Source organism: Micropepsis pineolensis (assembly GCF_055392125.1).
The window spans coordinates 3167302-3191899 of sequence record NZ_AP042408.1 but is presented as its reverse complement, the minus strand read 5'-3'; the positions used below and the strand labels follow the sequence as shown (position 1 = coordinate 3191899).

General features: G+C 58.4%; 16 protein-coding genes. 4 read left to right on the top strand and 12 right to left on the bottom strand.

Annotated elements, in window-relative coordinates; all coding sequences use genetic code 11:
* Positions 1 to 13: 13 nt before the first annotated feature.
* Complete coding sequence (gene galE / locus ACZ5RI_RS14180; RefSeq protein ID WP_464513854.1) at positions 14 to 1057, top strand: UDP-glucose 4-epimerase GalE; 1044 nt, start codon at positions 14 to 16, stop codon at positions 1055 to 1057.
* A gap of 66 nt (positions 1058 to 1123) precedes the next feature.
* Here the strand turns inward: galE and ACZ5RI_RS14175 are convergent, their stop codons facing one another.
* The 8 genes from ACZ5RI_RS14175 to ACZ5RI_RS14140 all read right to left on the bottom strand — a co-directional run bounded on the left by ACZ5RI_RS14175 (position 1124) and on the right by ACZ5RI_RS14140 (position 18270).
* A complete protein-coding gene (locus tag ACZ5RI_RS14175) occupies positions 1124 to 5350 on the bottom strand; it encodes an autotransporter-associated beta strand repeat-containing protein (RefSeq protein WP_464513853.1) in 4227 nt (1408 codons plus the stop codon).
* A gap of 253 nt (positions 5351 to 5603) precedes the next feature.
* Positions 5604 to 6326 carry a monofunctional biosynthetic peptidoglycan transglycosylase gene (gene mtgA / locus ACZ5RI_RS14170; protein WP_464513852.1) on the bottom strand — a complete coding sequence of 241 codons (723 nt, stop codon included), beginning with the start codon at positions 6324 to 6326 and terminating at the stop codon, positions 5604 to 5606.
* A 132-nt stretch (positions 6327 to 6458) separates the two neighbouring features.
* A complete protein-coding gene (locus ACZ5RI_RS14165; RefSeq protein WP_464513851.1) occupies positions 6459 to 7253 on the bottom strand; it encodes an acid phosphatase in 795 nt (264 codons plus the stop codon).
* A 79-nt stretch (positions 7254 to 7332) separates the two neighbouring features.
* Positions 7333 to 9738: a heavy metal translocating P-type ATPase gene (locus ACZ5RI_RS14160; RefSeq protein ID WP_464513850.1), complete on the bottom strand. Its 2406-nt coding sequence runs from the start codon at positions 9736 to 9738 to the stop codon at positions 7333 to 7335.
* 2 nt (positions 9739 to 9740) lie between these two features.
* Positions 9741 to 10010: a metal-sensitive transcriptional regulator gene (locus ACZ5RI_RS14155; RefSeq protein WP_464513849.1), complete on the bottom strand. Its 270-nt coding sequence runs from the start codon at positions 10008 to 10010 to the stop codon at positions 9741 to 9743.
* Between the two features lie 73 nt (positions 10011 to 10083).
* Positions 10084 to 14607: a glutamate synthase large subunit gene (gene gltB / locus ACZ5RI_RS14150; protein WP_464513848.1), complete on the bottom strand. Its 4524-nt coding sequence runs from the start codon at positions 14605 to 14607 to the stop codon at positions 10084 to 10086.
* A gap of 5 nt (positions 14608 to 14612) precedes the next feature.
* Positions 14613 to 16034: an NAD(P)-dependent oxidoreductase gene (locus tag ACZ5RI_RS14145; protein WP_464513847.1), complete on the bottom strand. Its 1422-nt coding sequence runs from the start codon at positions 16032 to 16034 to the stop codon at positions 14613 to 14615.
* A 199-nt stretch (positions 16035 to 16233) separates the two neighbouring features.
* On the bottom strand, positions 16234 to 18270 hold the full coding sequence (locus tag ACZ5RI_RS14140) for a S9 family peptidase (protein ID WP_464513846.1): 2037 nt from the start codon (positions 18268 to 18270) through the stop codon (positions 16234 to 16236).
* Positions 18271 to 18416: 146 nt separating this feature from the next.
* On the opposite strand from ACZ5RI_RS14140, the gene ACZ5RI_RS14135 reads away from it, so the two are divergent.
* From ACZ5RI_RS14135 to ACZ5RI_RS14125, 3 genes are all read left to right on the top strand, one after another.
* A complete protein-coding gene (locus ACZ5RI_RS14135; RefSeq protein ID WP_464513845.1) occupies positions 18417 to 19226 on the top strand; it encodes an undecaprenyl-diphosphate phosphatase in 810 nt (269 codons plus the stop codon).
* 78 nt (positions 19227 to 19304) lie between these two features.
* A complete protein-coding gene (locus ACZ5RI_RS14130; RefSeq protein WP_464513844.1) occupies positions 19305 to 20582 on the top strand; it encodes a hemolysin family protein in 1278 nt (425 codons plus the stop codon).
* A 134-nt stretch (positions 20583 to 20716) separates the two neighbouring features.
* Positions 20717 to 22156, top strand: a complete 1440-nt coding sequence (locus ACZ5RI_RS14125; protein ID WP_464513843.1) for a catalase — start codon at positions 20717 to 20719, stop codon at positions 22154 to 22156.
* 64 nt (positions 22157 to 22220) lie between these two features.
* Here ACZ5RI_RS14125 and ACZ5RI_RS14120 read toward each other — a convergent pair whose 3' ends face one another.
* The 4 genes from ACZ5RI_RS14120 to ACZ5RI_RS14105 all read right to left on the bottom strand — a co-directional run bounded on the left by ACZ5RI_RS14120 (position 22221) and on the right by ACZ5RI_RS14105 (position 24492).
* Positions 22221 to 23162, bottom strand: a complete 942-nt coding sequence (locus ACZ5RI_RS14120) for a complex I NDUFA9 subunit family protein (protein WP_464513842.1) — start codon at positions 23160 to 23162, stop codon at positions 22221 to 22223.
* Positions 23159 to 23479: a hypothetical protein gene (locus tag ACZ5RI_RS14115; protein ID WP_464513841.1), complete on the bottom strand. Its 321-nt coding sequence runs from the start codon at positions 23477 to 23479 to the stop codon at positions 23159 to 23161. The genes ACZ5RI_RS14120 and ACZ5RI_RS14115 overlap by 4 nt, the downstream gene beginning before the upstream one ends.
* Positions 23479 to 23799 carry a heavy metal-binding domain-containing protein gene (locus ACZ5RI_RS14110; protein ID WP_464513840.1) on the bottom strand — a complete coding sequence of 107 codons (321 nt, stop codon included), beginning with the start codon at positions 23797 to 23799 and terminating at the stop codon, positions 23479 to 23481. Before ACZ5RI_RS14110 ends, ACZ5RI_RS14115 begins: the two co-directional genes overlap by 1 nt.
* 105 nt (positions 23800 to 23904) lie before the next feature.
* On the bottom strand, positions 23905 to 24492 hold the full coding sequence (locus tag ACZ5RI_RS14105) for a hypothetical protein (RefSeq protein ID WP_464513839.1): 588 nt from the start codon (positions 24490 to 24492) through the stop codon (positions 23905 to 23907).
* Between the last annotated feature and the right edge of the window lie 106 nt (positions 24493 to 24598).

Below are 24598 nucleotides of genomic sequence, written 5' to 3'. Positions count from 1 at the left end.
AAGGCGAAATATCATGGCAGAAAACAAGGTCGTTCTGGTTTCGGGGGGCGCGGGCTATATCGGCAGCCATGTCGCGCATCTTTTGAAATCCTCAGGCTTCACTCCGGTGGTGATCGACAGTCTGGTCAACGGCAACAAATGGGCGGCGGACAAATCCGGCCCGTTCCGTCAGGGCGATGTCGGCGATGCCTATTTTGTCCGCGCGGTCTGTGCCGAGTTTAAGCCCGTCGCTGCTTTACACTTCGCCGCCTTTATCGAGGTTGGGGAGTCGGTTAAGAACCCGGAAAAATACTTCACCAATAATCGCGACAAGGCGAAGATCTTCTTCAACACGATCGCCGCATGTGGTGTGAAGCATGTGGTGTTTTCCTCTACCGCCGCGGTGTATGGCGAAGTGACGGAACCCGATCCCATCGTCGAGACCCGTCCGACCAAGCCGATCAATCCCTATGGTCAGTCGAAGCTCGAAGCCGAAACCTATCTTCGGACAATCGATGGCATCACCTCGGCCACGCTGCGGTATTTCAACGTGGCGGGTGCGGCACCAGAAGCAGGCTTAGGGGAAACTCATTTCCCCGAAACCCATCTTCTGCCGCGTCTGGTACTGGGGCTGATCGATGCGCCCAAGGCGGTGCAGGATGTGCTGGATCTGGCCCGTGGTTTCAAGATTTTCGGCACCGATTATCCGACGCGCGACGGCACGGCGGTGCGCGACTATATCCACGTCATGGATTTGGCCGACGCCCATGTTCGGGCGCTGCATTACCTGCTGAAGGGTGGGGAAAACAATATTTTCAATCTGGGTAGCGGCGAAGGCTACTCGGTACAGGAAATTGTTGATGCCGCCCGCAAAGAACTGAACCGCCCCGACTTTGCACCGGGTACGGTGGAGCGGCGCGCCGGTGACCCGGCCACCCTGATTGCCGATAGCACCAAAGCGGGCGGGGTTCTGGGCTGGAAGAAAACGCGTGGCGTCGAAACCATGATTGCCGATGCTGCCGCGTGGCATAAGACGAAAGTCTATGTCGAAACCATTATTGCCAAAGCCGCAAAATAAGCAGTTCTGGTAGGCGTAAACGAAAAGGCCGGTGGAGATACCACCGGCCTTTTTTTGATATCTGGATCAGAAGCGGAAGCTGCCATTAAGCCCCAGCATGCCTTCTTCACCATGCTTACCCTTACGGCCACTGGCATAGATCGAAAATGCCAGATCCTGATCAATTTTCAGGGTCAGCCCCGCCCGTGCGGTATAGGAGAAGTTATCAGGCTTGGCATAATTCGGCGCTATCCAGCTTGATGTATCACTGCTGAGCTGTGCGATGGCCTTACGCGAAGAGCTGGCCAGCTCCGTGGACAGACCCAAACCTGCTTCCGGTGTCAGTTTTACCGCATCGCCAAGATCGAAATCGTGGCTGTACTGTGCCCCGATGTCACTGCGTAGCGAGTTGTAGTTTCTCTGCGCAACCGCAATGTTATCGCTGCCGCCGATTTCCGTGGTGGCGTCGCGATACAGGCGGACATAGCTGAGGCGGGCATAGGGCATGACATCATCAAGACGGATGCTGTATTGCGCCATAACGCCGAAGCTGTGGCTGTCAGGTGCAGATTTCATCTCATCCCGATAGGCCCCTGTTTTGTCGAAGGCGTAGAACAGGCCGCCATCAACCTGGCCATACGCAAGAGTGAGCCCTGCATTGGCAGCAAAATAGGCGGTGTTTGTCAGCCCCTTTCCACCACCGGACTGAACCGAAAGCGCCGTCTGATCGAAGGCGGCGGCAATGCCGTAGTGGAAACCACTTTCCTGCCGGACATCAAAGCCGCCGATAATGCCTGCTCCTCGTGTGCTGAAGCTTTGTGCATCACCCGTATGCTCCTGCGTTGCGGCATGACCGAACGAAGTTGCCCATGCGGCAATACCGGCCTGTTCCTGTTGCGGGTGTTCCAGCAGTGTTGTGTTCAGTGTATGCAGTGTTGCAAAGCTGGCGGTAACAAGATCGCTGTACAGACCTGAGACCGATGGGGCAGAGGATGTGCTGGTCAGTGACAGCGATGTGCCCGTGGCAGTCAGGCTATAGACGGTATCACTGTCGAGACCGGAAACCTCAACACTCGAAAAACTGCCGCTGACACTGCTGGCAGAGACAAGGGTATAGGTCGTACCGGGTGTCAGGTCCGTATCCGCATCAATCACAAGCGTGCCGCCGATGGCGGCTGTACCGGTGACGGCGACGGTTGAATACTGATCGCCGGACATTTCGACTTCCAGTGTGCTGCCAGACGCCATGACAAAATTGCCGGAAATCGACAAGGTGCCGATCGAGCCACCCGGTTTTATGGTTGCCCCATCTTCTGCGGTGACACTGCCGTAAATCGTTCCGTGTCCGGATAATGTTGCATCATTTTCTACTGTAACACTGCTGACAATGCTGGCGGTGCTGTGGTTTTTATCGCCGATCTGCAACGTTCCGGCATTGACGATGGTGGCACCGGTGTAGGTGTTGATCCCGTTTAGGATTAGCATTCCGCTATTGACGGTCAAGCTGCCTGTCCCCGACACCACAGCGGCATAGCTGAGTGTATTTGATCGGTTAAAGGTCAGGCTGCCATTATTAGCGATGTTCCCGGCAACGCTGCCGGTGGTGCCGCCAACCCCAAGCTGCAGTGTCGCCCCGCTGGCGATGGTAGTGGTTCCGGTATAGCTGTTATCACCCGCCAGTGTCAGCGTGCCGCTGCCGAGGCTGAGCCCGCCGGTACCCGAAATTACACCGGTGTAGAGGCCGCCGTTGTTGAGCGTCAGTGTTGCACTGCCCAGTGTCACGCTGCCGCTCCCCGTCAGACCTGAAATTGTGCTGTTATAACTGGCCAGATCCAGCGTAGCCCCCGCATCAATCGTTATGATGCTTTGCGCGGACAGGGCTGTGGTGGAACCGGCGCGTAAGGTTCCGTTAGCGATCTCTGTTATGCCGCTATAGCTGTTTGTACCGGTTAGGGTCAGAACACCGGCACCAAGTTTGGTTAGCTCGCCACTGCCGGAAATAGCACCGCTATAGGTGATATCGTCTGACCGATAAAACCGCAGTGTACCGTTATCGATAATATTACCGGCGATGCTGCCGGTGGTGCCATTATTGCCGATATATAATAATGTCCCGCTGGCGATGGTGGTGGTGCCGGTATAGGTGTTTTCGCCGGTCAGTGTCAGGGTATTGTTGCTGAGGCTGAGCCCGCCGGTGCCGGAAATAACACCAGAGTAATTACCACCATTGTTGAGCGTCAGTGTAGCACTGCCAAGTGTCACCGATCCTGAGCCCTCCAGAGAATTGATCGTGCTGTTGTAACCATTAAGGTCGAGTGTGCCATAAATCGTAACCGCTGTAGTCAATGGCAATGCGGTTTCAGATCCAAGGCGCAGTGTCCCGCCACCAATATATGTCGTCCCGGTATAACTGTTACTGCCGGTCAGGGTCATAACCCCGCTACCCCACTTATGCACGTCACCACTGCCGGAAATCGTGCCGCTGTAGGTGATATCGTCGGTGCGGTAAAAATTCAGGGTACCATTATCGACGATATTGCCGGCGACACTGCCGGTGGTGGTGTCATGGCCGATGTATAAAGATGCGCCGCTGGCGATGGTGGTGGTGCCGGTATAGGTGTTTTCACCAGTGAGATAGAGCGTCCCTGCCGAGAGTGTCACGCCGCCGGTGCCGGAAATAATGCCGGCATATTCGTAAATTGCATAGTTGCTGCTTCCACTGTCTGTGAGTGTCAGTGTTCCACTGCCCAGGGTGACCGTGCCATAACCAAAAAGTGCCGGAACAGAAGCATTGGACCCGTTGAGGTTCAGCGATCCTGTACTCGAAATGGAAATGATGCTGTTGGAGGATAGGGCATTAGCACTTCCGGCAATCAGTGTGCCATTGGTAATGTAGGTGTATCCGGAATAGCTGTTACTGCCGGTAAAGGTAACTGAGCCCCCTGCACTGATGCTGACATCACCGGAACTGGAAATGTTCCCGGCATAGGTTATGCTGTCAGATCGGTTGAATTCTAGAGTACCGTTATTCACAACATCACTGACTATCGACCCCGTAGTGGCACTCGTGCTGCCATTACCGAGGAGTAGCATTGCTCCGGAATTGATGGTGGTGGTACCGGTATAGGTGTTTGCACCCGTGAGGTTGAGCGTGCCTGTAGTAATCGTTACGTTGCCACTTCCAGAAATGACGTTGCTATATGTTATGGCATCCGTTCTGTTGAAGACCAGTGTGCCGTTATCGACAATCGGGCTTATAATGCTGCCGGTGGTGCCGCCATTGCCAATTTGCAGAGTAGCCCCGCTGTCAATCGTGGTGCCACCGATATAGGTGCTTGCACCGGTCAGGATCAGTGTGCCGCCCGCTACATCCAGTGCGCCGGTGCCGGAAATCACGCCAGAGAAGGATCCTCCGCTGGAAATAGTCAGATCGCCGCTGCCCAGTGTGATTGTGCCAGAGCCGGATATCGATTTGATCGTGGTGTCATAATTGTTGAGAGCCAGCGTACCACCGTCATCAACATAAAATGTGGAGTTCGCGGAAATCGCCGTGGAACTTCCGGCAATTAGTGTACTGCTATCTTCAAGAAATGTATATCCGGTATAACTGTTGCTGCCCGTAAGGGTAACCGCGTTTCCGCCGGTGAGTTCGACGGCGCCGGAACCGGAAATATCGCCCGCAAAGGTGATGGCATCCGAACGGGTAAAATAAAGCATGCCGTTATCGACGACATCGCCCGTGATGGAACCGGTTGTGCCGCCAGTACCAAGGGCCAGCACGGCTCCGGTATCAATCGTGGTGCCGCCTGTATAGGTGTTCATGCCGGTGAGATAGACAATGCCGTGGGCAATCTCCACCATGCCGGTTCCGGAAATGGTGCCGGAATAGGTGTAGTCGTTGGTGCGGTTGAAAATCACGCTGCCGTTATCGATAATATTCCCGGCAACACTGCCGGTGGTGCCGCCGCTGCCGATTTGCAGCAGTGCTCCGGAATTGATCGTGGTGGTGCCGGTATAGGTGTTTGCACCGGTCAGGACGAGTGTGCTGCCGCTGGCCAGATACAGTGAACCGCTGCCGCTGATCGGGGCCGATAAGGTGGACGTGTTATTGGTCTCGATCACCAGCAAGCCGTTATCCGTGATGCTCGGAGTGGTCAGTGACACCGTGCTGCCCGCACTTCCGTCACCAAGGGTGAGGGAAGCGCCTGACGTAATCGTCAGCGGGGCGGTATATGTTTGTGTTGCGTCGAATGTCGTATCGGCAGCAATTGTGGTGTCTGCATCCATTTCTGCAAATGTAACAGATGACGCCATCAGGCTTGCGGACAGCAATAAGACCCGGCGCAAATTCGCCCGGTGTATGGTTTTAAAAAACACGCGGTAATCCCCTCAGTTTGCCATGAATATATGCGGACATTTCGTACATGGTACGAATCTGGCTATTATACAGAAGTGGCACAGATTAGGTATTAGTTCCTGTGCCGCACCAAAATTATCTATAACTATAATGGTATGTGTATTCTACTGATACGTGTATGCCCACATGGTTTCTGCGGGCTGGTGTGTTTCAGCGCACACAGAAATCCAGATCGTCGCGGCGGACATCGGCGGCACGGCCTTTGATAACCTTGGAGCGCTTGGCGACAAAGGCACCGGGTTTGTCAGCGCGCCACACATCCGGGTTGGGCAAAATGGTGGCAAGGCGCGCGGCCTGAATTTTGGTCAGCTCTGATGCGGGCTCATGGAAATAATCCTGCGCGGCGGCCTGCGCGCCGAAATTGCCGTTACCCCAGTCCACCAGATTCAGATAGGCGTGATAGATCCGCTTCTTCGGCCACAGGGCCTCGATCAGCACGGTGAAATAGGCTTCCATGCCTTTGCGCACCCAGCTGCGCACCGGCAGCAGGAACAGGGTGCGGGCAACCTGCTGGCTTAAGGTGCTGGCCCCGCGCATACGCTTGTGCGGGTTGGCGTCGTGGCTTTCGATGGTCTGCTCGATGCTGTCCATATCGAAGCCATGATGGGTACAGAATTTCTGATCTTCCGAGGCAATGACCGAGCGTTTTAACGCCGGGGAAATCTCGCCATAGCTCTGCCAAGAATAACGCACGTCGCGCCCGGTGACGAGATAGAGCACCATCTGTGGTGTGCCCACCACCGGCACAAAGCGGAAGATGATCAGATACAGAATGGGCAGCGGCACCAACAGGGTGAACAGCACCAGAAAAATCCGGGTCAGCCAGGGTTTGCGTTCCCCATTGCCGTGCCACATTTTTTTCAGCGAACGCATAGCCGCCCTTTCCGAGCATTTCCACATTTCAACGGGGCGGCTGTAGAACAAAACACCCGCCAGCTTCAAGCCATAGTCAGGGCGGGAAGTCTGGCGGGCGACAGTCTGTCACTATTTTTACGCGAATTTGGCTTACCAGGGCCGTTTGGCGGCGCTGTCCTGCACCTTGCAGAAATCGGCGGCGGGCTTGGGCGCATGGGCGCGCAGGTGGTCGATTTCTTCCCGCGCGGCTTTCAGATCCCCCCGGAACGCTTTGTTGCCCTGCAGGGCGGCAAATACGCTTGAGGCGGCCAGACGTCCGGCCTCAACATCCGACGCCCAGTGCACGCCACACACCGCCCGGCTTTCGCCAAAGCCGCGAGCCCGGGCCGCAATCGCCCCGGTGCGATCCGGTGCCACCGCCATCAGGATCGAGGCAAAGGTCCAGCTTAGCGTCGAATGGCCCGAGGGGTAGGAATAGCTCGATGCATATTTGTCATGCGGTACGCACAGCGGCAGATCGTTATGCTGCAACGGGCGCGGGCGCTTGAAGAATTCCTTGCCCGAGCCAATGGCATTTCCGGCATCATTGGCCGCCTTGTTGTACAGCGCGGCAAACTTTGGTGCTGTCTTGCTGTCAAAGGTCACACCCAGCGCACAGGAAAAATCCCGCATCAAGGCATCGGTCGATAAATCATCATCATTGGTGGCCAGCTTCCAGCGCTCAGAACCTTCCAGCGCGCGCATGCGCAGAAAAACATCTTCATCTGCTGCAAACTGCACGCTGCCCACCGCCGGTGGCGGGGCCAGAAACTGGGTGGAATCGATTTTGTCGGCCCCGGTCAGATAGCCCGTGCCTTTGGCGTGGTCGCCTTCGGCGCCAAAGCCCGCCCCAATCAGCAGCACCAAAGCCGCCGCACAGGCGATCGGCATCGAATGTCGTGTCATGATGAGATGTCCTTAGAAAATAACCCCATGCCGGTAAACGCCGGCTGCGGCTGTTTTAGTCCATCCCGGCGCCGATGCGCTACAATTTCACGCGAGCAAGCTTAAGCGCATTGGCAATCACCGAGACCGAACTGACACTCATCGCCGCCGCTGCAATCATGGGTGACAGAAGCCCACCGGTGAACGGGTACAGCGCGCCCGCCGCCAGCGGCACGCCGATGACGTTATAGACAAAGGCGAAAAACAGATTCTGCTTCATATTGCGTAAGGTGGCGCGGGCCAGCCGCCGGGCGCGCAACAGCGCCGTCATCTCGCCCTGGGGCAGGGTGATGGCGGCGCCGGCAATGGCGGCATCCGATCCGGTGCCCATGGCAATGGCGATATCGGCGGCAGCCAGCGCCGGGGCGTCGTTGACACCATCCCCGGCAAAGGCGACCGGGCCATCTTTTTTAAGGCGAACGATCAGGTCCATCTTGCCTTGTGGTGTCATTCCGGCAGCGAAATGTTCAATGCCGATACGCCCGGCGACCGCGCGCACCGTCGGTTCGGCATCGCCCGAAGCCATCACCAGTTTCAGGCCGGTGGCGGTCAGTGCTTTGACTGCCTGAGCGGCATTTTCTTTCAGCGGGTCCATCACCGCGATCAGGCCGACGACATCCTCGGCTGCGGCAACGAACATCACGCTGGCGCCTTGCTCGCGCAGATGTTCGGCTTCGGTGCTTAAAGCGGCCGATACCGGGGCGGGCAAAAACTCGGCCCGGCCGATCATCACGGTGACGCCGTCGATCAGGCCGCGTAAACCCTGCCCGGCGATCGAGGCAAAAACGGTGGCGTGGGGCAGGGTAAGGCCGCGTTCCGTCGCCGCGCTGCAGATGGCGTGGGCCAGCGGATGGGCGCTGTTCTGTTCCAGCGCGGCGGCCAGCGTCAGCACGGTGTTTTCCTGACAGTTTACACTGCGAACGGCGATCAGCCTGGGCTTGCCCTCGGTCAGGGTGCCGGTCTTGTCGAGCACCAGTGTTTTGGCCCGTGCCAAAGCTTCCAGTGCGGCAGCGTTTTTAATCAGCACCCCCGCGCGGGCCCCCTTGCCCACCGCCACCATCACCGACATCGGCGTGGCAAGACCCAATGCGCAGGGGCAGGCGATGACCAGCACCGAGGTTGCCGCCATCGCCGCCATGGCAAAGGATGCTCCGAAATAGAGCCACGCCCCGGCTGCCAGCAGCGCGGCCAGCACCACCACCGGTACAAACCAGGCGGCGACTTTGTCGGCCAGATTCTGCATCGGGGCCCGGCTGCGCTGGGCTTCGGCCACCAGTGCGATGATCTTGGCCAGCATCGTGGCTGCGCCGACCGCTTGCGCACGGATCAGCAGCACGCCCTCGCCATTCAGGGTGCCACCGATCACCGCATCGCCGACTGCTTTGGCCACGGGCAGGGATTCCCCGGTCATCATCGCCTCGTTGAGCGCGCTTGTGCCCTCGATCACCACGCCATCTGTCGGCACTGCCTCGCCGGGGCGGACCTGCAGCACGTCACCAAGGGCAATCTCGGCCAGCGCCACATCCTCGAACCCGCGGGTGGTTTGGCGCCGGGCGGTTTTCGGGGCCAGTTGCAACAGGCTTTTCAGTGCGGCCCCCGTGCGGGCACGGGCCTTTAATTCCAGCATCTGCCCCAGCAGCACCAGCGTGACGATGGTGGTGGCGGTTTCAAAGTAAACTGGTGGCCCCTGCATGTTCTGATAGGCGCTGGGGATTAGTCCGGGGCAGAATAGCGCCACCAGACTGGCGGCCAGCGTGACCAGCATGCCCAGCCCGATCAGGGTGAACATATTGGCGTGACCGCTGAGGATGCCGCGCACCCCGCGCGTGAAGATGAACCCACCCGAGACCAGCACAACCGGAACCGCCAGCACGGCTTCGATCCAGATGGCGGGCACCGGCAAGGGCGGCAACCAGGGCGACATCGCCAGCGCCACCACCGGCAGCGTCAGGATCAGGGATAACCAGAAGCGCCAGCGCATCGAACGGTATTCGCTGTCGTCATCTTCCAGACTGGGGGCCATCGGTTCCAGCGCCATGCCACATTTGGGGCAGGTGCCGGGGCCATGCTGCACAATCTCCGGGTCCATCGGACAGGTATAAAGCGCCTTGGCATCCGCTTTGGTGTGGGGCGGTGGCGGGGCGTCCCGTAAATATTGTTCGGGTGCGGCACTGAATTTTTCTTTGCAGCGGGCGCAGCAGAAGAAATATTCCGTACCCTGATAGGTGTAGGTGTTACCCTTGTCGCGTGCCAGAAATTTGTTCGGCGTCATGCGGCATACCGGGTCGCGGCCAAGATATTTCAGCGGCTCGGCTTCGAAGCGCGCCTTGCAGCCCGCGCTGCAGAAATAATAATCCTTGCTGCCATAGATACTGTGCAGCCCCTTGGAGCGCGCCACGGTGGCATCGGGCGACATACCACAAACCGGATCGAACACTTTTTCCATCGTCACTTATCCTGCGCAAGCAGCAACTCAACCAACTCGGAAAACTTCTGGGATTGTTCCACGGCATCGCCACTGGCAATCGCGGCTGTAATGCAGCCCTCGGCATGCGCTTTGAGCACCTCGCGCTCTACCCGCGCCAGCGCGGCCTTGGTGGCCCGGATCTGGGTTAGGATGTCGATGCAGTAACGTTCTTCCACCACCATGCGGGCAACGCCACGCACCTGACCTTCAATGCGGTTTAACCGGGCGAGAATTTTGGTGTCGTGCTGCATCGGCTGACCTCATCGGCTATATACCCTGGGGGGGTATGTAGCCGATGGGTTGGTTCAGGGCAAGCCTTGAACGTTATTCCGCTGCGGTGCGTTCGGGTTGGGCAAGCGGGTGGGTCTGGCGGTCCACCATTTCACGGGGCACCACCTGCCAGAAGCGTTTCAGTTCGTCATCCCAGCGGCTGAGGATTTCACCGGCAAATTCCGAGCCGGTTTCCATCTGATGCTCGCTGATCAGCGCGCGCAGGGTTTCTTCCCAATAGGGCATTTCGACCCGCTGCCACACAATGCTGTCGGGGTTGAGCTTGTCCTCAAAACGCCCATCGGTGTCATAGACAAAAGCCATGCCGCCGGTCATGCCCGCCGCAAAATTATCGCCCACCGGGCCGAGAATCGCGACCATACCCCCGGTCATATATTCACAGGCGTTACAGCCTGCGCCTTCCACCACCGCCACCGCGCCGGAATTGCGCACGGCAAAACGCTCGCCTGCGCCGCCCGCAGCGAATAATTTGCCCGCCGTGGCGCCATACAGCACCGTGTTGCCGATGATGGTGTTATCGCGCGGGGCAAAGCTGACCGAGGGCATCGGGCGCAGCGCGATGGTTGCTCCCGACAGACCCTTGCCAACATAGTCATTGGCATCACCGAAGACTTCGATTTTTAAGCCCTGTACGGCAAAGGCCCCCAGCGACTGGCCACAGGAGCCGCGCAAGCGCAGCGTAAGATGGCCTGGTGCCAGCACATTCATGCCCCACTTTTTGACGATGTGTGACGAGATACGCGCCCCGATCGAGCGCATGGTGTTGCGCACATTATAGGTCAGCTGCATCTTCTCGCCGTGATCGAGCAGCGGGGCGGCATCGACCTCAATCTGCGCATCCAGCGTATCGGGAACGGCGTTGCGTTCCTTGCGGGTGGAATGGCGCGAATAACTGCCCGGGTCGGCCTGGACCAGAAGCGGATTCAGATCGAGATCGTCGAGCTCCTCCGCCCCGCGGCTGATCTGATACAAAAGATCGGTGCGACCGATTAGTTCCTCCAACCGCTTAAAGCCCAGTGCGGCAACAATTTCGCGCACTTCCTCGGCGATGAAGCTGAACAGGTTGACCACGCGTTCGGGGGCGCCAGCGAACTTTTTACGCAGTTCCTCATCCTGGGTGCAGACGCCGACCGGGCAGGTGTTGGAATGACATTGGCGCACCATGATGCAGCCCAGCGCAATCAGTGCCGCGGTGCCGATGGCAAATTCTTCTGCCCCCATCATCGCGGCCATGACGATGTCCCGCCCGGTGCGCAAACCGCCATCGGTGCGCAACGTCACGCGGTGGCGCAGATTGTTCAGCGTCAGAATCTGATGGGCTTCGGTCAGGCCCATTTCCCATGGAATGCCGGCATATTTGATCGAGCTAAGCGGGGATGCCCCCGTGCCGCCATTATGGCCCGAAATGGCGATGGCGTCGGCCTTGGCCTTGGCCACCCCGGCGGCAATGGTGCCGATGCCGGTGGCCGACACCAGCTTGACGCAGACCCGCGCGGTGGGGTTGATCTGCTTTAAATCATAGATCAGCTGGGCCAGATCTTCGATCGAATAAATATCGTGATGGGGCGGCGGCGAGATCAGCATCACGCCCGGTGTGGCGTGGCGCAGGCGGGCGACAAATTCCGTCACCTTGAAGCCGGGTAACTGACCGCCTTCGCCGGGTTTGGCACCCTGCGCCACTTTGATTTCGATTTCGCGGCACTGGTTGAGATATTCCGCCGTCACGCCAAAGCGGGCCGAGGCCACCTGTTTGATGGCTGAATTGGGGTTGTCGCCGTTTTCCTTGGGGTGAAAACGAATGGGGTCTTCGCCACCTTCACCCGAACAGGATTTGGCCCCGATGCGGTTCATGGCGATGTTGAGGGCTTCGTGGGCCTCCGGCGACAGCGCACCAAGGCTCATGCCGGGGGTATAAAACCGCTTGCGGATTTCGGTGATGGATTCCACCTCGTCCAGCGGAGTCGGGTGCGCGTTGGGGCGAAAATCGAGCAGATCGCGCAAATTCACTGCGGGCTGGGCCCGTATGGTTTCAACATAGCGCCGATAGGTCGAATAGGATTCGGTGGTCACCGCTTCCTGTAATAACCGGATGGTTTCGGCATTGTGGGCGTGGGTTTCGCCACTGCTGCGCAGGCGATAAAATCCGCCCACAGACATATGGCTGCCCGGCGCAAAAGCCAGCGCGTGCTGACGGGCGGTTTTCTTAGCAATGCCGGACAGGCCGATACCGGAAATCCGGCTCGACATGCCGGGGAAAATATCCGCCACCATAGAACGCGACAGTCCGACCGCTTCGAACAGATAGGCGCCGCGGTAAGACGAGATCACCGCGATGCCCATTTTAGAGATAATCTTCAAAAGTCCGGCGCTGACGGAATCGAGATAACGCCGCACGCAGTCTTCTAAGGATCGTTTGCCGAACAGGCCTTTGGCATGACGCTCGGCAATGCATTCCTGCGCCAGATAGGCGTTGACGGTGGTGGCCCCGACGCCGATCAGCACGGCAAAATAATGCGTGTCGAGACATTCGGCTGAACGCACATTGATCGATGTGTAGGTGCGCAGGCCCCGGCGGGACAGATGCGAATGCACCGCCCCGGTGGCCAAAATCATCGGTACGGCGGCTTTACCTTCCGTCACGCGCTCGTCGGTCAGGATCAGATGGCCATAGCCTTGCAGCACGGCTTCTTCGGCTTCCGCCCGGATGCGTTCGATGGCCTCGCCGAGTGCGCCATCGTGGCTTGGTTCGAACAGGCAGTCGATTTCGTAGAACCGGCCTTCAAGATGGTTCTTCATGCGCTCGAACATGCCGGTGGAGATTACCGGGCTTTCCAGCACATAAACTTCAGTCTGTTTTTCGTCATGCACCAGCACGTTACCTAAGTTGCGGAAACGTGTTTTCAGGCTCATCACGCGGGCTTCGCGTAACGGGTCAATCGGCGGGTTGGTAACCTGACTGAAATTCTGGCGGAAATAATGCGACAGCGGGCGATAGCGTTCCGACAAAACTGCCAGCGGCGTGTCATCGCCCATCGATCCCAGCGGTTCCTTGCCGCCGTCGATCATTGGCTGCAGCACGCTTTCCATGTCTTCATGGCTAAAGCCCGCGGCAATCTGGCGGCGCTTCAGATCATCCTTGTCGAAGATGCGCTTCTCGCCACCTTTGTCGATGATGGGGTCGAGATCGACGACATTCTTGGTCCAGCGTTCATAGGGGTATTCGCCTGCCAGCTTGTCTTTGATGGCGCGGTCTTCAAAGAATTTTCCGGTCACCAGATCGAGCGCAATCATCTGCCCCGGCCCCAGCCGCCCTTTACGGGTGACCGACGCCTCGTTCAGCACCACCATGCCGGTTTCCGAACCGACAAACAGCAGCCCTTCTTTGGTCAGCGAATAGCGCATCGGGCGAAGGCCGTTGCGGTCCATCGCGGCAATGACCCAGCGGCCATCGGTGGCGGCCAGTGCGGCCGGGCCATCCCATGGCTCCATCACCGCGTTGGCATAGGCATACAGCGCACGGTGGCTTTCCGGCATGGTGGAAGCCTGTTTTGACCAGGCTTCCGGCACCAGTATCGATTTGGCCAGTGGCGCGGTACGACCGGCGCGCACCATCACCTCGAACACCGCATCCAGCGCGGCAGAATCCGAGCTGCCCGGCTGAATGATCGGTTTGATGTCATCGCCCGCCGCCCCGAACAGATCCGAGGCCATCTTGACCTCGTGGTTCTTCATCCAGTTGGCGTTGCCCTTCAGCGTGTTGATTTCACCATTATGGGCTAGCATGCGGAAAGGTTGGGCCAGACGCCAGGTCGGGAAAGTGTTGGTCGAATAGCGCTGATGGAAGATGGCAAAGGCTGAGACAAAACGATCATCTTTCAGATCGGGATAAAAATTCGACAGTTGCTCGGCCAAAAACATGCCCTTGTAGATCACCGAGCGGGTCGACAACGAGCAGATATAGAAATCGTTGATCGCCGCATTACGCACGCCTTTTTCAATGCGGCGGCGGCACAGATAAAGTCGGCGGTCGAGGGCTTCAAGATCTTCGCTGTCACCGGCATCAAACATCACCTGTTCGATTTCCGGGCGGGTGGCATTGGCTTTCTCGCCAATGACCGAAATATCAACCGGCACCTGACGCCAGCCATACAGATAAAACCCGGCGCGCAGGATTTCCGATTCCACAATGGTGCGGCAGATCTCCTGCGCATTGGCGTCGGTGCGCGGCAGGAATATCTGACCTACCGCGATGCGGGGTGAACGCAGCACATGGCCGGTTTGTTTGATCTGATCGAGGAAGAAGCTTTGCGGCACCTGAATGTGCAGGCCCGCGCCGTCGCCGGTTTTGCCGTCTGCATCGACCGCACCGCGGTGCCACACCGCCTTCAGGGCTTCGATGGCGCGTAAGACCACTTCGCGGCGGGGCTTGCCGTCGATGGCGGCAATCAGGCCGACGCCACAGGCATCATGCTCCATATCCGGGTGATAGAGACCGGCGGTTTCGAGTTTTTCGGCATTGGTCCGATAGCGGGCAACGTCTTTTTCGGCTTGGTTCATCGCTGTTACTCCGCGGCTCTGCTGGCGCGCGCTTTGTTCTGTAAATACCGGTCGATGGCGTTGGCGGCCTGCAAGCCATCCTTGATCGCCCATACCGCCAGCGATGGCCCACGAACGGCATCACCTCCGGCAAAAACGCCGGCAAGCGCGGTTTCGGTTTCCTGCACCTGCAAGGTTCCGTCACCATCGACCGCCAGCTCCGGGCTGGCAAATTGGGTGGGCAAATCTTCCGGCATGAACCCCAGCGCCAGAATGACCAGATCGGCGGGCAGGGTGAACTCGCTGCCGGGAATTTCTTCCGGCCGTTTGCGCCCCGTGGCATCGGGTGGCCCCAGGCGCATCCGGGTGGCGATGATGCCGTCAACCGCACTGATGCCGGTAAACGTTCTGGGCGTCGACAGCCAATGGAAGATGGCGCCTTCCTCCTGAGCGTTGGCGACTTCGCGGCGGGATCCGGGCATGTTGGTGCGGTCTCGGCGATAGAGGCAGACCGCCGATTTGGCGCCCTGACGCAGCGCGGTGCGCAATGCATCCATCGCGGTATCGCCACCGCCGATCACCACCACATCTTTGTTCTTGGCCGACAGAGTGGCGGGCAGCCGCTCGCCCAGGCCATGGCGGCCTGCGGCGGTCAGATAGTCCAGCGCTGGAACGATCTTCTTGAGGTTGGCACCAGGCAGTTCAAGGCCGCGGCCTTTGGCGGCCCCGGTGGCCAGAAAAACCGCGCTGTGGCGGCGACGTAAATCGGCAAAGCTGACGGTTTTGCCAACCTCGCAATTCAGGCTGAACTGAACCCCGGCGTCGATCAGGCGCTGAACCCGGCGGATGACCAGCGCCTTATCCAGTTTGAAATTGGGAATGCCATAGATCATCAGGCCACCGGCACGGTCGGCGCGCTCGTACACCGTGACGCGATAGCCGGTTTTGCGCAAAGCTTCTGCCGCTGCCAGCCCGGCCGGGCCGGAACCGATAATGCCGACGGACTGATTTTTCTCTGGTCCCACCGCGATGGGGGTAACCCAGCCGCGGGCAAAGGCGGTGTCGGTGATGTATTTTTCGATCGCACCGATGGTGACGGTGCCGTGGCCCGCCTGTTCAATGACGCAGGCCCCTTCGCACAAGCGATCCTGCGGGCAAATGCGGCCGCAAATCTCCGGCATCGGGTTGGTGGCGGCACTGAATTCATAGGCTTCTTCCAGCCGGCCTTCGGCGGCCAGTTTTAGCCAGTCGGGAATGTTGTTGGTCAGCGGGCAATGGCTTTGGCAGAAGGGCACGCCGCATTGCGAGCAGCGCGCCGCCTGTGCCGCCGCTTGTTCCGAGGGTTGAACGGGATAAATCTCGTCAAAATCGCGCAGGCGGGCGGCGGGTTCACGCTTTTTGGGCGCGGCGCGATGGACGGTGACGAATTTGAGCATTTTTTCTGCCATGGTGCCCATTGGGTAATCTCAAATCCCCGGCTTCACCAGTAAAAAATGCCGTTATAGACAGCTATACTGACTTATATTTTTGCTAATGTTTCCGCGTGACGGCAGTGACAGCGTTCTCACCTGTAAATAGGTCATTATTAGTGACATATATGGCCGGTAAAAAAGAAGCGGGCACAAAGCCCGCTTCTGGTCTTAATCTTTAGTGTTGGAGCGCGGCTTCAAGCCCCGGCACAAAGCCCGCGCCTTCACGCACCTGTGCGGTTGAGGCTTTGACATCGCCGCCGATCGGTTCCGCACGGCCCCCAAGATGGGCGGCAAGGAAAGCCTCGGCCACGGCATTGAAGGCCATGTTATTTTCCGGTCGGGCAAAGCCATGACCTTCATCCGGGAACAGGACATAGGTCACCGGAATGTTCTTTTGCTTCATCGCGGCGACGATCTGATCGGCTTCGGCCTGATTGACGCGCGGGTCATTGGCCCCCTGTCCGATCAGCAGCGGTTTGGTGATCCGATCCGCTTTGAACAGAGGCGAGCGGTCATGCAGCAGTTTCTGGCCGTCTTCCGTGGTGGGATCGCCCATTCGCTTATAGAACTGCACCTTGCCCGCTTCCCAGTATGGCGGAATGGTCTTGAGCAGGGTGTTCAGATTGGACGGGCCAACAATATCAACGCCACAGGCAAAGACATCCGGCGTGAAGGTAACGCCCACCAGCGTGGCATAACCGCCATAAGAACCGCCCATGATGGCAATTTTATCCTTCTGGGCGATACCCTTGCTGACCGACCAGTTTACCGCGTCGATCAGATCGTCATGCATTTTTCCGGCCCATTCGAGGTTGCCGGCATTGATGTAGTCTTTACCGAAACCGGTCGAGCCGCGGTAATTCACCGACAATACGGCATAGCCACGATTGGCCAGCCACTGGTGGTAGGGGTGGTAGCCATATTCGTCACGTCCCCACGGCCCGCCATGGACAAACAGCACCATGGGCAGGGCTTTATCGGGGATGCCATCACCATTTTTATCACTGCCACTGGGCAGGGTCAGATACGAAACCTCGGTCAGCCCGTCGCGGGTTTTGATTGCCACCGGATGCATCGGTACCAGTGGTGCGCCCTCCAGTTCCGGGCGTGAGGTATAGAGCTTAGTCAGCGTTTTTGCTTTACGGTCATACAGCCAGGTGCTGGCCGGGGCGGTGACCGGGTCATTGGCGATGAGCCATTTGTCATCGGCATCGGTGCGCGAGGAAATATACCTCTCGCCGGGTAAGCGGCTCTTGAGGAAAGACAGATCGCCCGCGATGCGCTTGTCCAGAACCGTCCACTCGTTTTTGAGGTAATTGACGGAATAGGCCTGCACCACCCCGGTTTTGGGATCGGAAATCGTGCCGTCGATATCGGCCTTTGGGCTCTGGCCAAGAATTGTGGTTTTTCCGCTGGCAACGTCTTCGGCGATCAGGGCTGCGGTGTTCCGCCCGCGGGAATCGATCCAGTACTGCGTCTTGCCGTCATTGGTGAAGCCCGCGAGGTTGGTTGTCATGCTGTCTTCCAGACCGGTAGACGTAAAAGGTGTGTCTGCAACCTTATTGTTCGACACCTTATAAAAATCGCTGCCGCCATCGGGGCGCATTTTGATAGCGATGCGAACCGTCAGCGTATCGTCGGCGGCAAAACCGGCATAACCACCTTCATTGATCAGCACTGGTGTCAGGGCATTGGTATTGAGATCAAGGCTATAAACATCGTGCCAGCGCGGATCGCGGTTGTTGAGGCCGATCAGAATGCGGTCTTTGTGACGGTTGCTGACGTATATGATCATGACCCTAGTTTTTTCAAACGGGGTCAGTGTGCTTTGCGCGCCGTCAGCTACAGTCACTTTATAAAGCAGGAAATTCTCGTCACCGCCCTTGTCGTTGACAAACAGGATGGCGGTGGAATCCGGCGTCCAGAAATAGCCGCGGATTGGGCGTTTCTTTTCATCCGTCAGTGCTTTGGCCTGTTCCGGGTGGGCAAGCGGGGCCACCCAGATGTTGAGTACGCCATCCTTGGGTGCGATCCAGGACAGCCATTTGCCATCGGGGCTAAGCTGTCCGCCGGTGCGTGTGGGATTGCCGAACAGTTTGGCCCGCTCGATCAGCTGCGGGGTGGATGATGGTGTCTGTGCTTGGGCTGCGACCGCTGGAAGGGTGGCCAGCAGTGCAAGACCAATGGCCGCAACTAACGGGAATTTCACCATTTTCACCTCTGAGATGGTTGTGCCCCATGCTATTGCTGTTGGTAATTCGCCGGGGCTGACGGTATGACTGTAGTCTCCGCTTTAATGTCTTGCTACTTGCGGGCGATATTTTTTATCCTCGCCTGTCTATATCCTCTGAGGCACGTATGTCCGATCTGATTAACGCAGTCCTGCTTGGTATCATTGAAGGGCTGACCGAGTTCCTGCCGGTTTCCTCCACCGGGCATCTTCTGGTGGCCGAGCATCTTCTGGGCCTGCCCGACAATCATTGGGAAGCTTTCACCATTGTCATTCAGTTCGGCGCGATTCTGTCGGTGGTGGCGGTTTACTGGCGCAAATTCTGGGCGGTGCTGACCGGTCTGCCCAGCCATAAATCGGCGCAGCACTTTACTCTGGCTGTTATTCTGGCCTTTCTGCCTGCGGCGGTCATCGGTGCGGCTTTTATCAAATACATCAACGGCTATCTGCTGCAGCCAACCTTTGCCATGCCGGTGATTGCGGCAAGCTGGATCTTGGGCGGTCTGCTCATTCTGGGGCTGGAGCGCATTTCGCCCAAAGCTCGCTATCTTGATGGCGATGCCCTGCCGCTCAAAAAAGCGTTTCAGATTGGCCTGTGTCAGGTACTGGCGATCATTCCCGGCGTATCGCGTTCCGGTGCGACCATTCTGGGCGGCGAACTTCTGGGCGTGGATCGTAAAGCAGCGGCGGCCTTTACCTTTTACCTGGCGGTGCCGACCATGTTCGGTGCCACGGTGTTCGAGTTGTACAAGAAATGGTCGCTGATGACGTCCTCGGCGGGGGCGGAAATCGCCATTGGCTTCGTGGTGTCGTTCGTCGTCGCCTATATCGTGGTTAAGGGCTTTATCGCGTTCATCGGCAAGTTCGGCTTAAAACCTTTTGGCTGGTACCGGATTGCTGCCGGTCTGGTGCTCGCGGCGTATTTGTTCCTCGGCTAATATTGTCCTTACGGCATTGTCTTGTCATGATAGGGCCTTAATGGGGCCCCGTCATGACGGGGCAAATGCGAGGACCCTTTGTTTCTGGAAATTGCTGTTATTGTCGTGCTGATCCTGGTCAACGGGCTGTTTGCCATGACCGAGATCGCCGTAGTTTCTTCCCGTCCGATGCGCCTGAAACGATTGGCGCAACAAGGCTCACGCTGTGCCGAAGCGGCGCTGCGGCTGGCCGGTGCGCCGGGACCGTTTTTATCCTCTGTTCAAATTGGCATCACTCTGGTGGGCATCCTGTCCGGGGTGTTCTCGGGTGCCACGCTGGGCGTGCGGCTGGCCGGATGGCTGGGTCGGCAGGGCTGGTCCGAAGTCGTTGCCGATGCCGTCGGCTATGGCGCGATGGTCGCCATCATCACCTATCTGTCGCTGATCATCGGCGAACTGGTGCCCAAACAGATCGCCCTTGCCGCGCCCGAGAAGATGGCCTGCCGTGTTGCCCCGGCAATGATCCGGCTGATGCGGGCCGCCGCCCCGCTGGTCTGGCTGCTGGATAAATCCGGTCGGTTGCTGCTGAAGCTGCTGGGCAGCCGCGCTGTGCTGGAATCTCAGGTCACCGAGGAAGAGGTGAAAACCATCATCGCCGAAGCCACCAGCGCCGGTGTACTCGAAAGCGGTGAAAGCGAGATGATCGCTGGCGTAATGCGCTTTGCCGACCGGCGGGTGCGGGCGCTAATGACGCCGCGGCGCGAGGTCGAGTTTCTGGATCTGGCGGCGGATACCGACGTGTTACGCCAGCAGATTCTGGAGACCCCCTTTAGCCGTCTGCCCGTGCGCGATGGCGATGCCGATGCCCTGACTGGTGTGGTCGTGGTGCGCGATGCGCTGGCGCAGCTTGCCTGTGGCGAGGGGCTGAATTTGCGTGCTTTGGTCAAGCCGGCCCCCGTGGTGATGGACAGCGCCGATGCCTTTGGCGGGCTGGCGCTGATCCGGGCCGCCGGGGTGCATATCGCTTTGGTGTTCGACGAATATGGCAGCTTTGAAGGCGTGCTCAGCACCGGCGATATCCTCAAAGCCATCACCGGGGCCACCGGGGCTGCCGCAGATGAGCCCGATCTGGTGCTGCGTAAGGATGGTTCCTATCTGATTTCGGGATCGATGCCGATCGACGAATTCGGCGACAGTCTGGGCGTGGTGGTGGATGCCGATGCCGGTTATGCCACTGTAGCCGGTTTTGTGCTGAACGCACTGGGTCATATCCCGGTGGTGGGTGAAGCTTTCCATCATGGCCCGTGGCAGTTCGAGGTGGTTGACCTCGATGGGCTGCGCATTGATAAAATCATTGCCAGCCGCACGGAAAACTGATCACACATCGTCTGCATCTTGCGATTTATCAAATTTCTTTTGCCTGAGGTCACTATGCTGACGCACCATAAAATATGGGCGCGTCAGGGCCCTTTAAAGGCCCCGTTGTGCCGCCGATTGACCGGGAGCACGCCATGACTGACAAGCCGACACTGACGACATCCGCCGGAAATCCGATCGCCGATAATCAGAATACGCTCACCGCTGGCCCGCGAGGGCCTGTGCTGATGCAGGATTATCAGCTGATTGAAAAGCTTGCCCATCAGAACCGCGAGCGCATCCCGGAACGGACGGTGCATGCCAAAGGCTGGGGTGCTTTTGGCACCCTGATGATAACCCATGACATCAGCGCCTATTCCAAGGCGAAGCTGTTTGGTGCCGTGGGCAAGAAAACACCCGTACTGGCACGGTTTTCGACGGTGGCAGGCGAAGCCGGTGCCGCAGACGCCGAACGCGATGTGCGCGGTTTTTCGCTGAAATTCTATACCGAGGAAGGCAACTGGGATATGGTCGGCAACAACACGCCGGTCTTCTTTATTCGTGACCCGTATAAATTTCCGGATTTCATCCATACCCAAAAGCGTCACCCGCGCACCAATTTGCGCTCGCCGACGGCGATGTGGGATTTCTGGTCGCTGTCGCCGGAAAGCCTGCATCAGGTGACGATCCTGATGTCGGATCGTGGTCTGCCCACCGATGTGCGCCATATCAACGGTTATGGCAGCCATACTTTCAGCTTCATCAATGCGAAGAATGAACGTTTCTGGGTTAAATTCCATTTCAAGACCATGCAGGGCCATCGTCACTGGACCAATGCCGAGGCCGCCGCCGTGGTAGGCAAGACCCGGGAATCGACGCAGGAAGATTTGTATGGTGCGATCGAAAAGGGCGATTTCCCGCGCTGGCGTTTCTGTGTCCAGATCATGCCGGAGCTTGACGCCGAAAAGACGCCCTATAATCCGTTCGATCTGACCAAAATTTGGCCGCACAAGGACTATCCCCTGATTGAGGCCGGAATTCTGGAGCTCAACCGCAATCCCGATAATTACTTTGCCGAGATTGAACAGGCGGCGTTTAGCCCGTCGAATATCGTGCCGGGAATTGGCTTCTCGCCCGACAAGGTGTTGCAGGGGCGGCTTTTCTCCTATGCCGATGCGCATCGGCATCGTCTGGGCACGCATTACGAAGCCTTGCCGGTCAACGCCCCGCAGTGCCCGGTGCATCACTATCACAAGGATGGGGCGATGCGATTCTTTGCTAACAATCCCAATCCGGATGCCTATTACGAGCCGAACTCTTTCGGCGGACCGGTGCAGAAGCCGGAATTTTCCGAGCCGCCGTTGAAGATTTCCGGGGATGCAGAGCGCTATAATCATCGCGATGGCAATGATGATTTTATTCAGCCCCGGGCATTATTCCAGCTGTTTGATGCCGGCCAGAAAGCGCGGTTGTTTGCCAATATCGCGGCAGCGATGGCGGGGGTGCCAGGCGAAATCGTCGAGCGCCAGCTCTCCTTGTTTGACAAGGTTCATCCCGATTATGGTGCCGGGGTGCGCGCGGCGTTAAAGGGCTGATGCTATACCGATATAAAAGCCGGCAGCCCCTCATCGGACTGCCGGCTGTTTTTTGTGCACAATGTCAGTCTACGAATGGATTAAAGCGCTTGAGATAGCCCGGCACGATATCTTCTACCGCCCGCGGCCGGATGCTGAGATCGGCCAGCGTAAAGGCCCCATCGGCCACCACGGCATCATGGGTCAGCAGCCGAACCTGATCGACGGTGAGCTGTGGAGCAATGGGCAGGAAACTGCTTGGTATCTGCAGGAAAAAGGCAATAATTTTGGCCACCGGGCCGGGCAGCGGCAGCAAAAGCCGCTTGCGCCCGCACAAGGCCAGGATATAGCGCAGCAGCTCTTTGAAGCTGTAAATCGTGGGTCCGCCCAGCTCGAAGGTTTTGCCGCGCACGGTGCTGTCGGTCAGTGCGCGGGCCACCGCTGCGGCGACATCGCCGACAAAAACCGGTTGAAAGCGGGTGTGTCCGCCCGAGATCAGCGGCAGGGCAGGCGCAAACTGCGCCAGCCAGGCGAATTTATTGAAGAAATCATCCTCGGGCCCGAACACCAGCGAGGGGCGCAGAATGACCGCATCGGCAAAGGCTTCACGCACCCGCATCTCGCCTTCGCCCTTGGTCTGGGCATAGCGCGACGGCGCGGTCCGGTTGGCCCCGATGGCCGACATATGGATCAGGCTGCCCAGCCCGGCGGCATGGGCAGCCTCGGCGATATGGGCCGCCGCATCAACATGCATGGCCTCGAAATTCTGGCGGCCCTGGCCATACAGCACCCCCACCAGATTGACGGCCGCATCGGCGCCGTGCAACGCCGCCGCTATGCTGTCCGGATCGCGGACATTGCCACGATAAAGTTCGATCTGGCCGGGCACGCCGGATGTCATCAGAAACTCGGCCTGATTGGGCTGGCGGCACACCGCACGGATGCGCCAGCCGTCCAGCGCTAAGGCTCGCACGACATGTCGGCCGATAAAACCCGATGCCCCGAAAACCGTAACCAGTTCGTTCATGCCTTTTCCTCCGCCTGCGGCGTGTGCAAGGGAACGTAGAGCCGTTCGCCGGTCCAGGTCTGATAATAGACCACCACGGCGGTGCCGGATTTCTTGTCGATCAGTTTTTCGTTGGTCTGCACCCAGTTCTTCCCCGTCGGGGCTTTGGCCGAGACCTTGCGATAGGCGGACGAGAACCGTTCGTACACGATAGCAAAGGCGATCATCGCCCCCCACACGATCAGAATGATCGCAAAGGCGAAATAATGGGTGAACAGACCACCCGCCCCGGCCACGATCATCGTGGCCCCCAACGCAAGCACAATGTTACGCAGCATTATTCTTTCTCCAGCACCACGGCAGTGCCATAAGCCACAATCTCACTCATAATTTCGCCGATTTCGGAAGAATCAAACCGCATCATCACCACGGCGTTGCCCCCCATGGCGATCGCGTTCTGGGTCATGCGTTCTAGGGCGTGTTTACGGGCGTCTTCTAGCAGGTGGGTGTATTCACGAATTTCGCCGCCGAAGATCGAACGCAATCCGGCCAGAATGTTGCCGCCCAGGCCGCGCGAGCGCACGACAACCCCGAAAACTTCGCCCAGTGTCTGTACCCGGCGATAGCCCGGTACCGTTTCCGTTGTGGTAATCAACATGGATTAAGGGCCCCCTCATCTGTTGTCGTAACCGGCATTGCTGCCAATATTAACGATTTCGGTCCTCACTATACGAGGCTGGAGGCCATTGTGCGAGGGGGCGGGTTATTTCGCCCGGATCAGAGACAGTGCGGCGAAGGGGCTTTTGGTGCCCGCCTTGTCCGCCCCGTCCATCTGCCATTGCCAGCTGTCGGTGGCGGGCTGGTAGGTCATGGTGTTGAGGAAGCTGCCGCCCGCAAAGGAAAAGGGCAGGCTATTTCCTGCTGCTATGGCCGTGCCGGGGCTGTTCGGACCGGAAATGACCGAATTGTCGAGCCAGAAGCAGACATATTGGCCGCCCTGGCTGTTTGTAGCCGCTTTGGGAGACGGCTGGCGGGCGATGAAGACAATGGCTTCATAAGCCGGACTGCCTTGCGGTGTCTTTTCGCGCGAAACTTCGTGCAGGCGGACATAGCCGTTCAGTACCCAGTCGGCCTCGATATCATGGACCGTGTTCTGTCCCTCGATTGTGCCGGAAAGCACCCAGTGACCGGTCATGTGCGCTAGCAGTGCATCCGCCGAGCCGGTTGTCGCCGGTTCTGCCGCGGCAGCGGGCACGAGCAAAAGGCTTAAGAATATCGCAGTTCGGATCATCTGGCGATTGGTGTGGCGGATCAACGGGGTGATCCTTTGGGTCGTGATGGCGTCAGGCATGGCAACTTCCCCCTTAACGATGAAACCACTATTTCCGGGCTTTTGCCGGCTGACAAGTACTTGAGAGAAGGATTGTACTAATCGCCCATACGGTGTGGTTCGTCAT

Coding starts and splice junctions, on each gene's coding strand:
- galE (WP_464513854.1), top strand. CDS start 14: ATGGCAGAAAACAAGGTCGTTCTGGTTTCGGGGGGCGCGGGCTATATC.
- ACZ5RI_RS14175 (WP_464513853.1), bottom strand. CDS start 5,350: ATGGCGTCATCTGTTACATTTGCAGAAATGGATGCAGACACCACAATT.
- mtgA (WP_464513852.1), bottom strand. CDS start 6,326: ATGCGTTCGCTGAAAAAAATGTGGCACGGCAATGGGGAACGCAAACCC.
- ACZ5RI_RS14165 (WP_464513851.1), bottom strand. CDS start 7,253: ATGACACGACATTCGATGCCGATCGCCTGTGCGGCGGCTTTGGTGCTG.
- ACZ5RI_RS14160 (WP_464513850.1), bottom strand. CDS start 9,738: ATGGAAAAAGTGTTCGATCCGGTTTGTGGTATGTCGCCCGATGCCACC.
- ACZ5RI_RS14155 (WP_464513849.1), bottom strand. CDS start 10,010: ATGCAGCACGACACCAAAATTCTCGCCCGGTTAAACCGCATTGAAGGT.
- gltB (WP_464513848.1), bottom strand. CDS start 14,607: ATGAACCAAGCCGAAAAAGACGTTGCCCGCTATCGGACCAATGCCGAA.
- ACZ5RI_RS14145 (WP_464513847.1), bottom strand. CDS start 16,034: ATGGCAGAAAAAATGCTCAAATTCGTCACCGTCCATCGCGCCGCGCCC.
- ACZ5RI_RS14140 (WP_464513846.1), bottom strand. CDS start 18,270: ATGGTGAAATTCCCGTTAGTTGCGGCCATTGGTCTTGCACTGCTGGCC.
- ACZ5RI_RS14135 (WP_464513845.1), top strand. CDS start 18,417: ATGTCCGATCTGATTAACGCAGTCCTGCTTGGTATCATTGAAGGGCTG.
- ACZ5RI_RS14125 (WP_464513843.1), top strand. CDS start 20,717: ATGACTGACAAGCCGACACTGACGACATCCGCCGGAAATCCGATCGCC.
- ACZ5RI_RS14120 (WP_464513842.1), bottom strand. CDS start 23,162: ATGAACGAACTGGTTACGGTTTTCGGGGCATCGGGTTTTATCGGCCGA.
- ACZ5RI_RS14115 (WP_464513841.1), bottom strand. CDS start 23,479: ATGCTGCGTAACATTGTGCTTGCGTTGGGGGCCACGATGATCGTGGCC.
- ACZ5RI_RS14110 (WP_464513840.1), bottom strand. CDS start 23,799: ATGTTGATTACCACAACGGAAACGGTACCGGGCTATCGCCGGGTACAG.
- ACZ5RI_RS14105 (WP_464513839.1), bottom strand. CDS start 24,492: ATGCCTGACGCCATCACGACCCAAAGGATCACCCCGTTGATCCGCCAC.